Here is a 13,178-nt window from a genome sequence, read left to right as displayed (position 1 = left end):
AAGCCAAATCCATAGACATTTGATTCACTAGCAAACGAGTTCACAAGCGGGAATCTCTTTATAAGGAATGCCTTTTCAGCTTCATATTCTTTAATGATCTCAATTGGATCAACCGCATTTTCCTCTTGTACGTATTCTTCAACATAAGGAGTTGTTAATTTCTCAAACCTTTGCTCCTCGTCTACTAAAGCAACATAGACATCATATCCTTCATAATCAGACGGAAATAATGTTGAAGTAGAACAACCGGTTTCTAAAGCCTTGTCTATTGCATTTCTTAGTTCTAATAAGCCTTTCCTATTTCCCAAAATAAAGGCTTCAAAATGGTGTGTTTGCTGAGCATATATATTACATAGTCCTAACACATCATCGTCATCTGTTTGATAAGGCATATCCAATCCCCCTCTTTAGTAAAAATAGGATGATTATGTCATTTCCTCTTCCATTATGCCATAACAATTCTATCCCGAGCCTTTTTTATATGAATCTCCGAATATAAAAAAACTTGTAGAAAAAATCTACAAGTTTTTCTTTCTTTATTTCGCAAGCATCCACTTTTCTTTCATAAACAAGCTTCTGACGATGACAAACAGGATAACGACTGCCAAGCTGAGGAGCCGAGTGTCAGAGTGACAGCCACCGGATCGATGATACCAAACATCAGTTGCTTACAAAGCGCATGAATATTAAGGAATGGGACCGCAAAGTAATACGTATCTAGCTGCGTAGCACCTGCTCTCATGGTAAAGAACATTGGGATCACACCTAGTGTAATGATCATGGACATGTACGACTGTGCTTCTTTTACTGAGCCCGAAATGACGCTGAGCAGCAATTCAATCATGGATACCATGAAGGAGAAGATGATTAACGCCGCAAACATGACGCCAATAATGCTCCACATTTGATCACCAAAGTTTAGAGCCTGCTTCAGCTTTTCTGTAAAGAGCAAAGTGGATAGAAGCAGCATACCGATCGCCACAATCCCACTTAAAATACCAAACATAGAGACAGCGAGCCATTTTCCGATGAGAATCTGGAGTCTGCTGGCAGGTGTCAGGAACAACGCTTCAATGGATTTCCGGTCTTTTTCACCTGCTACAATATCAAGCGCAGCCGGTAAAGCTCCTGAGATGACGGAGGTCACCAAAATCATCGGAAGGAGAATCGACAACAGCATAGCGGTCACTCCGTTTTCCCCTTCATCCCCTTCTTCTACATCAACGGACTGCACTTCAAACGGATGAATAACGGACGTATCGATTTGATCCGCTGCTAAACGCTTTTCGACCACTTGGTTTTGATATTGCTCCAGCAATGATTGCAGCATTTGAACAGTGATGACCGAATCATCATCTGTCGTATATCCATGGATTTTAATAGCGAATGGCTTTTGTTGTTTGAGCATATCGCCTGCCTCTTTCGTCATTTCAAGGTAAGCATTTGCCTCTCCATCTTTGACCGCTTGCTGCGGTTCATCAAATGTTTCAAGGTTTAGGTTTTTGACCTCTTTGATCATTTGGTTCATTTCGGCTGGAAGCTGTTCATTGATGGCGACTGTATAGGCTTCATCCCCTGGATCTGCAATCATGCTTTCATAAAAGAACACCAGTCCAAGCATGGTCAAAAGAGGAATCAGCACGGTTAAGAGCAACGTTTTTCGATCTCTCAGCGCATCTGTCATTTCTTTCAAAAAGACGGTTTTCCACATTATGAAATCCCCCTAGCGAGCTTCGACATAAAGATATAGTTCAAGTCATCACTTTGTTCCTGAGTATATAATTCTGAAAGTGTCCCTTTGTACACAAGCTCTCCTTGATGAATCATCATGACACTGTCACAAAGCTGGCTGACTTCTTCCATGATGTGGCTTGAAAAGAGGATCGTTTTATTTTGCTGCTTGAGCTGATGGATAAAATCTCTGAAAATATTACTCGACGTGATATCTAAGCCTGTTGTCGGCTCATCAAATAAGATAATGTCAGGATCATGAATTAACGTTCTGGCAATCGCCACCTTTTGTTTCATCCCTCTTGAGAATCCTTTCACCTTGCGATCCATATATTGTCTCATTCCAAAACGCTTTGCCAAATCCTCTATTCTTGCTTTGATTTCATGCTGATCTAAGCCATACAATTTGCCAAAGTATTCAAGGTTTTCTCGTGCCGTCAAACGATCGTAAAGCCCCGTCTCACCGCCAAACAAGACACCAATTCGCTTTTTCACTTCCGTTGATTCTTTCACCGTATCAAAGCCTGCGACAGTGACTGACCCGTGCGTAGGCTCTAATAATGTGGCTACGGCGCGCAATAATGTCGTTTTTCCTGCACCATTTTCTCCTAGGATGCCAACGACTTCCCCTTCCTTCACGGAGAACGTCATGTGTTTCATCGCTTTCACGACTTTTTTCTTATCTTTAAACCAGCAGCTGCAATCGCTGAGAGTAATCATTTGGTTCGCCCCTTTCAACTTTACTTTCTAAGTCTATGATAGAAAAAATAATGCCTGCCTGATATAAAAATGTCGCGAAACGTCCTTTTTCTGTCTTGAAATGATCTATTTCAAAAAAACAAATGGTAAAATAGACAAATAATAAGAAGAGTCATAGGTGATTTTTATGATAAAAGTAGGTCTCGTCGACGATTACCGAGTAGATTTAGAAAAGCTGCACGCCATTGTAAGCAGGATGGAGGCTGTGGACATTGTCTTTGTCACGCAGTCAGCAGAGGATGCATATGAGAAGGTCAAACAAGGAGACATTGATCTGTTATTCGCTGACATTGAAATGCCTGGAATGTCCGGCTATGAATTAGCAGACCTCATTCACTCTCACGCACTGAATGTCGATGTGGTCTTTGTGACAGGAAACAGTGGATATGCGGTCCATGCGTTTGATTTGAATGTACATGATTATATTATGAAGCCCTACCAAGCTGATCGAATTGCCAAATGCTTAGAGCGCTATATGTCCACCAAGCAGGAGAAAAGCATTCATGGACGGCTTCTCATTAAGCAGCAGTCAGATATTCATGTGCTGCAGAAAAAGGATGTCATTTTTGTTGAGCGAACGGGCCGGTCAACAACTATCGTGACAACGACAGGAGAAATCCAGACATATCAAACTTTAAACGAGTTAAAGGGTGATTTGGCTGAAAAGGATTTTATCCGCTCCCATCGATCGTTTATCATCAATATTCATTACATTAAGAATTTCTCGGCGTATGCTAAAAATTCGTTTATCGTGTCTTTTGAAGGGACAGATAAAAAAGCCATGATGACCAAGCAGCAATTAGAATTCTTTAAGAAATACTATTTTTAAGGAGAACGAACGTGAACGCTTTCTATCTTGGATTTCGCATTTATGCCCTCATATGGCTGGGTCTTGCGTTTCATGCAGCTGCTGAAGCTTTCCTGCCGCTATCATCAATTGTGTTGTGGATTCTTACCTTTTGCGCGATGTGTGTTTATACATTCTTCATGTACAAAAGATTTTTGCCTCATACGAGTGGTTATGTGGTATTAGGTGCTTTTATACTCATCACCTGTGCAGGCTTTTTACTGTTTTTAACGCAAGAGAATGGGCTGAGCTGTCTTTTAGCAATCATCATGATGGTGACAGTCGATATCCTCTCATTGAAGGTGATGCAGACAGAGAAACAGTTAAATGGACGGCTTCAAGAGCTTATAAACGCAGAAGCTAGAACCAACGAATTACTTCTTGAGCTGCGGAGTAAACATCATGAAACAGCCAGACATTTAAATGCCTTTTCGGCGTCGAACGACGAGTATGAGATCAAAGATTTGATTCAGCAATACGTCAAACATTTCCCATGGATGAAAGGAGAAAATGCCTATTTAGCCTCTACCCTTCACCTCTTTTTGGAGCGGGCTGAGAAAGAGAACATTGCACTTTCACTAGACCTTCAAGCTCCCTTTTCATCGCTTCCCTTTTCAAAGGCGGATCAGGTTAGTTTTACTGGCAACCTGCTTGATAATGCCCTAGATGCAGCGATTGAAGCAAAGAAAGCTGGAAAAGAGGGCAGCATTTCGGTCACAACCTCTATTCGGAGCGGGCTATTTTTAATCCATTGTGAAAACAGCACAAAAGGTATGGAAAAACATGTGTTAGATCATTTATTCAAAACTTTTGGCCGCTCGACAAAAGGCGGCAATCATCAAGGCATGGGGACGTATATCATTCATCAGCTTGTTGAAAAGGCAGACGGTACACTGGATTTCACTTACCGTTCTCCAAATTTACGGCTCGTCATCAAAATCCCTCTTACAATGTCATAAAAAAAAGGTGCATAGCTGCACCTTTTTTTCGTGTTAAGAAAAAATCTTGTCGATTTGATTAATTTCCTCTTCAGTTAGTTGAACATCGTTTGTTTTTAAATTTTGCAGCACTTGGTCTGCTCGTTTTGCCCCTGGAATAATAGCATCAATACCATCCTGAGCTAAGAGCCAAGCGAGTGCGACGTGTGCCGTTTCTGCATTCTTTGATTGGGCAATCGCCTGCAGCTTGTCTACTTTTTCGAGATTTGAAAGGAATGCATCACCTTGGAAAAGTGGGTCTTTTGCTCGAATATCATCAAATGTGGCATCCTTTGTAAATTTGCCAGTCAACAAGCCTGATGCCAATGGGAAATAAGGAATAAAGGAAATACCATGCTCGACGCAGTATGGAAGAAGATCCTGCTCCGCCTGACGTTTCAGCAGAGAATACTCCGACTGAAGCACGTCTAAGTAGCCATCTCGGTTAAAGGCTTGAAGCTGTTCAAAATCAAGGTTGGATGCACCGATCGCCTTGATTTTCCCTTCATCCTTCAATTCCTTTAATGTGCCTGCTACTTCCTCGAGCGGCGTTCGCCCATCCGGGAAATGCATATAGTACAAGTCAATATAATCTGTTTGCAGTCGTTTCAGGCTATTTTCGACCTGCTCTCTTAAGAAATCACGACTGTTATCAAGTTCAATTTGCCCGTTTACTTCCTTATGAGCTCCTTTTGTCGCAAGGACAAGCTTTTCTCTGCCGCCTCTTTTGGCAATGATCTCACCGATTAATTCCTCTGAACGGCCCAGCCCATAAATAAAAGCAGAATCTAAGAAATTGACACCTTGATCAAGAGCCGTCTCCACAAGCTCCCGTCCAGCATCCTCACTAAGATTCGGGAATAAATTATGTCCACCTACTGCATTCGTACCAAGCCCTATCGGATTCACCTGTAATTCAGTTCGTCCAAGCGTTACCTTTTTCAAAAGCTCATCTCCCTTATCTACGTAATCATCCTTATTTTCCCATGAATCAATTCCAACATTCAAGTATCCCGCTCTCTGAAAATCAACCTGCAGGTGGACGCCGAGAAAATAGTAGATGCGTATGATGAAGATAGACTAAAGCGAAAAGGAGATCTTGTTATGACCATTCAAATTGTCATCATTATCATTATTCTGCTTTTAAGAACAGGCAAGGAAAAAGAAATCCGCCCCTTCAGGCTTCTCATAGGGCCGCTCATTTTATTAGGCACTCTCTCTTATTCCTTTACCCAGCATATTGAAATCACGGCGATGAGCCTGCTTGTGATGACTGGCTTTGCATTCGCAGGTTTTGCAATCGGGCTTTGGAGAGGTAAACTATACAAAGTAACATATGATCAACAGTCGGGACGTATCACCGCCGCCAGCTCACTCTATGGAACACTTTTTTTCATCGGAATCATTCTTATCCGGATGACAGTAGGTTCAGTTGTACAGGATGGCGGTCATTCCCTGATCATTTTCGCAAATGGCCTGACATTCCTTCCAATTGGCAGTATGATCGGATTACGTTTTATTCTTTTAAAAAGATATATGAACATCAAGGCATCTGCTGCTATTTAACTGACAGACAGGAGTTTTTGATATGAACCTTCAGCAGCCACTCAAGCTTTTAGGTCAAATAAGGCAAAAATTCGTATTAGGCCTTGTATTGACCTATATGTATATTCAAATGTATGAGCCCCTTTCAATAGGCGAATTGGTGTTTCGCACCTTCGTCTATTTGGTGTTTCTCCTTTGTCTTTTTCCAAAAAGCAAGCTCTCACCTAAAAAGCAAATTTCTATGCTCCTCTTGATGTGGATTCTGACACATCTCTTGTGGATGGTGACAGGTCAGATTCAAGACAGTATTGGGCTGACCTTTTTTATGATTGGCTTTATCGCTTTTCGTTTTTCAGAGGCGCATCATCCCTATCTATTTGCTATCATCTTTTTCACTAGTGGGGTCAGTTATTATGTAAATGATTTTTCTTGGAACATGGTGATCACTCTCCCGCTATTCCAGCTGCTTGTGTATACACTTGTCTTGATCTCTAGAATGCGCCGGCGTGAACAGGAATTAAAGGAAGAACACTTCGGAGAACTGCAATTGGTTCACAAGGAATTATCAGATGCCCATGAACAATTAAAAAAGGCGCATATAGAGCTTGAAGAAGCGACCGTTCAGTCACTCCAATTTGCTGTGCTGGAGGAGCGGAGCAGAATTGCACGTGACCTGCATGACAGCATCGGTCACCAATTAACCTCAATGATTGTCCAGCTGCAGTCTTTGCCCTATCGTTTAAAACAGGAAGAACCAGAGCAGATGGCGCAGACGTTTCAGGAGCTGATCAATATTTCTAAAAATTGTCTCACCGAAGTTCGTTCTGTGGTTCATCATATGGCGTCAGATGATGCAGGTCTCGGACTTGCCGGACTTCGCAGTCTCATCAAGCAAGGAGAGATATCAGGAGAGCTAGATATTCAGTTTCATACAGAGCAGCTTACGTATAAAAAATGGCCGCTCTCCGTATCTGAACTGCTTTACCGCATTTTACAAGAAGCGATCACCAATACAATTCGCCATGCCAAGGCGACCGCGATGACCATTACACTCTATAACCACCAGCATGAGCTGATGATGAACATTGAAGACGATGGAAATTTGACCAGCGAAAAAGATATTTCATTTGGATTTGGACTGTCAGGCATGAAAGCACGGTGTGACGCAGCAGGCGGTTCCCTCAAGACGTCCATACGCGAGCCGCACGGCTTTTGTATCCATGTTCAAATTCCTATCAAGGAGGACTCTGAGACATGACAACCCCTATTAAGATTGGCATTATTGATGATCAGCCGCTGATCCGCCAAGGATTTCGTTATATTGCAAGCGCTCAAGAGGATATTGACGTCATATGGGAGGCGTCAGACGGTCAGGAGGCGGTTGAGCTTTGCTTGACTAACAAACCCGACGTACTGCTCATGGATGTACAAATGCCTGGAATGGATGGCATCACGGCAACAGAGCACATTTTAAAAAAGCACCCAGATGTAAAAGTTGTGATTCTCACGACCTTTGATACGGAAGAATACGTCTTTGACGGGATTCGTGCAGGGGCAGTCGGTTATTTGCTGAAGGATACAATGCCTGAGGAATTAATTGAGGCCATCCGCACCGCCTTTGCTGGTGAATCTGTCTTTCGAACGGCAGCCTCTGAGCACATGATGGCCCGAGCTCTTCAGCAAGCAAATGATACACATCACACTCATCTGCTTCACGAATCATTTACTGAACGTGAACGCGATGTTTTACAGCAAATGGCCTATGGCTTAAAGAATGAAGACATCGCTGATCAATTATTTATCAGCAAAAGTACGGTAAAAACGCATGTGCACCGTATATTACAAAAGCTCAATGCACAAGACCGCACACAGGCTGTCGTCTTCGCCATCCGGCACCGCCTCGTCAAATAAAAAACTACCTTTATTTCAAGATTTTTATACAAAAAACATTTAAAACCCAAAATAAATCTATAAATCAATACTTATTAACCAGTATATTATGCTTATTTAATTCCTTATTTTATAGGTAATTGTGTTAAAAATTATTAAAAATAGGGACTAAAACCTATTCCTCATCATGAATGAATTTCGATAGAATGAATAGTGCAAATCGTCATTAGGATATTTTCCCCTTTAACACCCGAATATACCATTCTATCTGTTTCTTTTTTCATAGTCAGATAGCGGGAATGAAATGACGAAAGAAAAGCAAAGGAGCATCAACTGTGAATCTTAAAAAAATAAGTGCCCTCCTCATGATTTCATTCGTGATGATCATCTCTGCAGCCTGCCAGAGCTCAGCCAAATCAACAGACGCTGACCAAAAGTCAACGAAAACAGCAGAGGTAAAAGTCAATAGCTACGAATATACGTTACCAGAAGACTCAACAACTACCCTGAGAGACAATGAATTGGTACTAAAAGTCAACCTGACGATCACAAACAAAGGTGACAAAGCCCTTTCATTATATAACTCTGACTTCTCCCTTTATCAGGACGATGCCAAAGTATCTGATTTAAAATTCTACGGCAGTAAAGACCGCCTTGACCTTGGTTCATTGAACAAAGGCAAGTCACTTTCAGGAGCTCTTTATTTCTTAGTAGACAAAGGGAAAAAATATCAGTTTGTGTATCAGGACAGCATCAAGAAAAACAGTGATTCCATACAAATCGATCTAGATGGAAACAAAATACTCGATTCAGCAAAAAAGCTGGATAACCCAGCAAAAGCGTTATCCGCTTATACCGATATTATTGTTTTTGACAAAAAAAACGATCAATTCGCAGATTTAACGGGTGACAACCAATCGGATGTCGTCAATAAATACCATGAAATGTTTGTCAAAGACTTCAAAAGAAGTGCAGGAATATACGGAAATGAAGTGAGTGACCGAGATATTTTGTCGATGTACAAGCGCATTCAAAACACCATGAAGGATAAAGCCAAAGTAGAAACAAGTGTGAAAACCATCTCTGATGACGAAGCAAAGGTTGTCGCTCAAGTAACAGGCATTGATGCTTCTAACTTAAAAGACAAGCTAGACAAGCAAAGAGACGAGTTTTACAACGGGAAAATCCGTTCTAAAGAAGAATTGTATAAAAAAAGCTTAAACATGTACGCATCTGAATTCGAAAAGCTTCCTCCCGTCTCCAGCCCAGCTGAATATGAAGTGAAAATGAAACGTAATGGGGATGGACAATGGAAAATCGACCTCAACGATTATAATACAGAGCAGTACATGAGTGGTTTTATTAAAACGAGATAATCTAAAAAAAGACGCTGGCCTCTGAAGGTGCCGCGTCTTTTTTAGATTATACTGTCGCCTCTTGCTCTTCTTTCACCGCTTTTTCGATATCTTTAAAACGGCTCGATACAGTCGACGCACTAATGCCATACTTCTTCGCTACTTGTGCTTGAGAAAGCGGAGCATCGCTTGCAAGTGAATGAATATAGTATTCGATTCCTGCAGCAAATGACGCTGCTTTACGGATCACAGGTGATTTCTGATCACAGTAGGCTTTCCAAACCGTTAAAGCACCATCTGTCAGGCTTTGGTCACCATGCTCCTTCATTCCGTCTTCAATCAGCTTAGCTGTTTCCAACTGAACGTCACTTGCCCAGTCCATACGATCTGCTGATAGACCTGCATCGCCTTCTGTTTGAGCAGGTGTTTCTGATTCTTCTACTTCTTGCTTCGCAAACATACACTTCAGCACATCAGGGAATGATTCTCTCATAAATGTGCTGCGCGCTCCTCCATTTGCTTCATATGCGTCAACAAGTTGGCGGACCTGAAGAAGAAGAGTATCTGTGAACTCTTTCGCAAACATCGTATATTGAATGAAAAACTCTGCTTTTTCTTCAAATTGAACAGGAAAACCAAGAACGAGACTTCCCTTTTCAGGCAGTACCGTTTGATCCGGTTTTACATCTACTTCAACCTTCTCAGCTGTTACCATATTTTCAAAGTAAAGAGACTCGTCCGTTTTTTCATTTAATAAAAGCAAAGATGGCTCCATGTCTGTCCAAGATTGGACCACTTGTCTTGTTTTCGGACGGGTAATATCTTCTGCTTTCTTTGTCAGGAATTCTTGGAAAATGGTTTCTTTCTGATCAGTTAATGGACGGAAAAAGATGCCCCATACACTCAAATGAAAAACTGAGATTTGTTGCGTTTCTTTATCCATATCTGCAAGGAAAGAAAACTCATTAATGAATTGATTGATCGCTCTTTGATGTTTAGAAAAAGCATAATTCATTAAATCCTTTTGAACTTGTACAGCTTCCTTAAACACAAGCTCAGACGTTTGTTCTCCGCCTGATTTTTGACCACAGCAATGTTTATATTTTTTTCCGCTTCCGCATGGGCAGAGCGCATTTCGTTTAATTTTTCCCAAAATAAAACCTCCGACATTCTAGTCTAACCTCACTATTTTAACAAACGATTGTACAGGAGGGTTTTATTTTCAAGAAAAAAGAAAAATCAGAATGATCAGATAAATCATAAAGACACCTGAAGATCAAGACAGATCATAGGAAAGACAGACTTTCTCTGTTTATTTTCTCCAATCATACCAACAGATTTTCCTCAGCTCATTTCTTCGAATAACTGCTTTGCTTCAAAATAAAAGATTTGAACGAATTTTTTTGTATTGACTCTGCCCGTTGATCCTGCGGGAGAAGATGTCTTCTGCATTTCTTTCATTCTTTGGCTGACATCGGTAAAATCGAAAAACTTCGACGCGTAGTGCTCGAACTTAGGATTTGAGAAATCTGTTAATCCTAGTGAGGCAAAATGATTCAAGGAATGATGAATAGCGCGTCTAATCCGCTGCTCCGCCGCTTTCACTTCCCGCATCACCTCTACATCGGTTGCACCATGATCCAGCTTTCTTTCTGCGGTTTTGATAAACAGCTGCTTTAGCGGCGGGAAATTGACCTCATGAGAATTGGCTGACTGAGTTTCATGTAAATAGAGAAGTATCTCCAGTAGATCCTTAGAGCCGTTCTCACCGACAATTCCGAGCTCAGATAAGAGGAATTCCCCTGCCTCTTTCATCGTTCTTCTCTTCGCTCCAGCGCCGGCACCTTGAGAAAACACAGGCTCTAATGGCAGTACGTGGCGAAGGGAGGCTTGTATATCGTAAATCGATTTTTCCAGTTTGATACGCTCCATGACTTTTCGAATCACACTGACGATTTCAATGCGATTGACAGGCTTATGGATATAATATTCAATCCCCAGTTCATAGGCTTCTGCCATCATCTCTTTCGCCTCTACTTGGGAAATCATAATGACCTTGCCTTTGAATTCAGGGTGAATATGGCGGATGGTTTGAATGCCATCTCTAGCAGGCATTAAAAGATCAATCAAAAGGATGTCTACTTTCTTGAGGTTCAGTGAATGTGCCTCTAATCCAACTCCGTCACCCGCTTCATCTACGACCTCTCCCAAATCCTCATCCTCTATGATTTGACCTAAAATCGAGCGTATTGCACGATCATCATCTGCAATGAAGAATCGCATACACTCACCCTCTCTGTATTAAATTTTGTATAGGAAGAACAAGCAGAAAAGCTGTACCTTTTGTTTCTTTTGGTTCGATTTGAATATGACCGCCTAGCTCTTGAACCAGCTCTCTCACATAGGATAAGCCTATCCCAGTAGACGGTGTTCCAAATGCATCAAATTTGGAGGTATAGCCTGGATCAAACACAATCTCTCTCATTTTTTTAGGAATCCCCGGTCCATCATCTTTAATCCGAATCTCTATTTTATCATGACTTCCTTTCAATTCGAGTGAGATCATGCCGGTATCCTTTATAGCTTCCACTGCATTGGCCATTAAATTATTAATCAGCGATAAGAAAATAAACACATGATAATCATGCAGGTGAATGCCCCTTATATCAGAGGTAAAGGAGATGTTTTTCCCAAGAGATAGAGCATACTTCTCTTGAATCCGGATCACAATTTGAACGAGTTCTTCCGCCTTCATGTAATCTTGCATATTTTCCTTCGAAATCAGCTTTGAAAGCCCAGCATAAATACGCTGATTGTCCTTTTTCACTTCATGAATTTCTCCTGCGAGCTTTAACAGCTCCTGACTCACTTTTTTCCCTGCTTCATGTTCATGCAGCAGACGATAAAGCCGGTATGATTCCTGCGTAATATGCTCTGTATGTTTTAATGTTTTCTTTAAGTGCACCGTTTCTTCATATAAATTCGAAATGACCATCATCATATGCTCATTTTGTTTCATGATCTGCTTCTCTCTTGATTGCGCCTCATACAGCTTCATCATATTAAAAAAACTGATCACCACAAAGCTGTGAGCAAACGCAATGAGGAACATATCGCTCAGCTTTGATAAAGTCATCGTTGTATCAAACACTAGAAATTGTACAAACAGCTCGACAAAATCAGCAAATAATTCGATCATTAGTCCGATGATTCCAATGAAAATAGAGCGCTGTTTAAAGCGCCCCGTACGGACGGCAAAAAACAGGAACGCATACGTGAAATAGAAAAAGAAGCTTGGGAATTGCTGATAAAATGATGAAGCCAGATCAGCATTCTGCTGAATCAAATCTAGACCTACCCGAAAAAGCACAATGGCTGCGCCTGTTAAAAATCCTGGCAATAGCGGTCTAGATTTTCTTAAGAGTAATAAACAAAAGAAAAACGCAGGCGCACCAAAGCTAATGCGAAACGTCTCATTCACAGGATAAAACTTCAGCTCTCCTGCAAGCGGCACAATGACCATCATAAAAATTAAAATGAATGCGTCCTTTTTGACAAGCTGATTTAAACTCAAATGACTGACATCCCTTCCCCTGTTTGCATAGCCACAGTATACAAGGAGACTCTTTTCTCCACAATGTCCAAAAAAATAATTTTCACGGCTCCTTTTATCTCTAAAATCCTTTTTTATGACTATTCTCCGGGGCAGCATGGTGACCTTTCAGCTATTCAGTGTTTTGATCATTGACGACAATAATAGGAATTGTTTAGACAATAGTCGACAGACAGATTTTTATTTGTAAGTTTTTTTGTAGATTTACGTCAGATTGTGTAGTTTCCAAGATAAATTGAATGAACAATTTTAGTGAAACTAGATGTAAGCGTTTTCTGAATTTTCGCTAAAAACCCTTTTTGTTTTTCCGCCGACAATGCCTTCATTTGTACATATATTTAGGTGTAAAGGAGTGGTGCAAGCAGCGCATGACAAGTTCTTTGAAGATGTGTAACATGTTTTCGTGCCTATTTGATCGCATTTTTTGTCATCCGCCAATTCAATAGGGTACTTTTTGATTT

13 protein-coding genes are annotated in these 13,178 nt (G+C 41.0%); 6 read left to right on the top strand and 7 right to left on the bottom strand.

Translation table 11 applies throughout. From position 1 onward, the window contains the following. The 3 genes from AOQ70_RS01140 to AOQ70_RS01130 all read right to left on the bottom strand — a co-directional run. A partial coding sequence (locus AOQ70_RS01140; protein ID WP_231730802.1) for a hypothetical protein occupies nt 1-392 on the bottom strand: 392 nt, incomplete at its 3' end. 170 nt (nt 393-562) lie between these two features. Next, nucleotides 563-1,711 carry an ABC transporter permease gene (locus AOQ70_RS01135; RefSeq protein WP_231730801.1) on the bottom strand — a complete coding sequence of 383 codons (1,149 nt, stop codon included), beginning with the start codon at nt 1,709-1,711 and terminating at the stop codon, nt 563-565. Then, complete coding sequence (locus AOQ70_RS01130) at nt 1,711-2,451, bottom strand: ATP-binding cassette domain-containing protein (protein WP_039176238.1); 741 nt, start codon at nt 2,449-2,451, stop codon at nt 1,711-1,713. Before AOQ70_RS01130 ends, AOQ70_RS01135 begins: the two co-directional genes overlap by 1 nt. Before the next feature lie 166 nt (nt 2,452-2,617). Here AOQ70_RS01130 and AOQ70_RS01125 point away from each other — a divergent pair, with 166 nt between their 5' ends. Then, on the top strand, nt 2,618-3,319 hold the full coding sequence (locus AOQ70_RS01125; protein WP_059374556.1) for a LytR/AlgR family response regulator transcription factor: 702 nt from the start codon (nt 2,618-2,620) through the stop codon (nt 3,317-3,319). A gap of 11 nt (nt 3,320-3,330) precedes the next feature. Then, on the top strand, nt 3,331-4,296 hold the full coding sequence (locus tag AOQ70_RS01120) for a sensor histidine kinase (RefSeq protein WP_059374546.1): 966 nt from the start codon (nt 3,331-3,333) through the stop codon (nt 4,294-4,296). 33 nt (nt 4,297-4,329) lie between these two features. Here the strand turns inward: AOQ70_RS01120 and AOQ70_RS01115 are convergent, their stop codons facing one another. Further along, nucleotides 4,330-5,259: an aldo/keto reductase gene (locus AOQ70_RS01115; protein WP_039182964.1), complete on the bottom strand. Its 930-nt coding sequence runs from the start codon at nt 5,257-5,259 to the stop codon at nt 4,330-4,332. 159 nt (nt 5,260-5,418) lie between these two features. Between AOQ70_RS01115 and AOQ70_RS01110 the strand changes: the two genes are divergently transcribed. From AOQ70_RS01110 to AOQ70_RS01095, 4 genes are all read left to right on the top strand, one after another. Then, the gene (locus AOQ70_RS01110) at nt 5,419-5,880 is read left to right on the top strand and encodes a DUF1453 domain-containing protein (RefSeq protein ID WP_228280332.1); all 462 of its coding nucleotides are present in this window, start codon (nt 5,419-5,421) and stop codon (nt 5,878-5,880) included. A 22-nt stretch (nt 5,881-5,902) separates the two neighbouring features. Next, entirely contained in the window at nt 5,903-7,117 is a 1,215-nt protein-coding gene (locus tag AOQ70_RS01105; protein WP_059374544.1) for a sensor histidine kinase, read from the top strand. Further along, nucleotides 7,114-7,770, top strand: a complete 657-nt coding sequence (locus AOQ70_RS01100) for a response regulator (RefSeq protein WP_039176227.1) — start codon at nt 7,114-7,116, stop codon at nt 7,768-7,770. Before AOQ70_RS01105 ends, AOQ70_RS01100 begins: the two co-directional genes overlap by 4 nt. Before the next feature lie 314 nt (nt 7,771-8,084). Then, nucleotides 8,085-9,125 (top strand): DUF4352 domain-containing protein, encoded by a 1,041-nt coding sequence (locus AOQ70_RS01095; protein WP_047203442.1) that lies wholly within the window; start codon nt 8,085-8,087, stop codon nt 9,123-9,125. Between the two features lie 46 nt (nt 9,126-9,171). On the opposite strand, the gene AOQ70_RS01090 is transcribed toward AOQ70_RS01095, so the two are convergent. The 3 genes from AOQ70_RS01090 to AOQ70_RS01080 form a co-directional block, all read right to left on the bottom strand. Beyond that, the gene (locus tag AOQ70_RS01090) at nt 9,172-10,257 is read right to left on the bottom strand and encodes an SEC-C metal-binding domain-containing protein (RefSeq protein ID WP_025092766.1); all 1,086 of its coding nucleotides are present in this window, start codon (nt 10,255-10,257) and stop codon (nt 9,172-9,174) included. 191 nt (nt 10,258-10,448) lie between these two features. After that, nucleotides 10,449-11,387 carry a response regulator gene (locus AOQ70_RS01085; RefSeq protein ID WP_039176221.1) on the bottom strand — a complete coding sequence of 313 codons (939 nt, stop codon included), beginning with the start codon at nt 11,385-11,387 and terminating at the stop codon, nt 10,449-10,451. Between the two features lie 4 nt (nt 11,388-11,391). After that, a complete protein-coding gene (locus tag AOQ70_RS01080; RefSeq protein ID WP_059374543.1) occupies nt 11,392-12,678 on the bottom strand; it encodes an ATP-binding protein in 1,287 nt (428 codons plus the stop codon). Nucleotides 12,679-13,178 lie beyond the last annotated feature (500 nt).

This window comes from Bacillus sp. AM 13(2015), from assembly GCF_001518755.1.
GTDB classification, from domain to species: Bacteria; Bacillota; Bacilli; order Bacillales; family Bacillaceae; genus Bacillus; species Bacillus safensis.
Note: the sequence above shows the minus strand (reverse complement) of the source record. Positions and strands in the feature narration are given on the sequence as shown.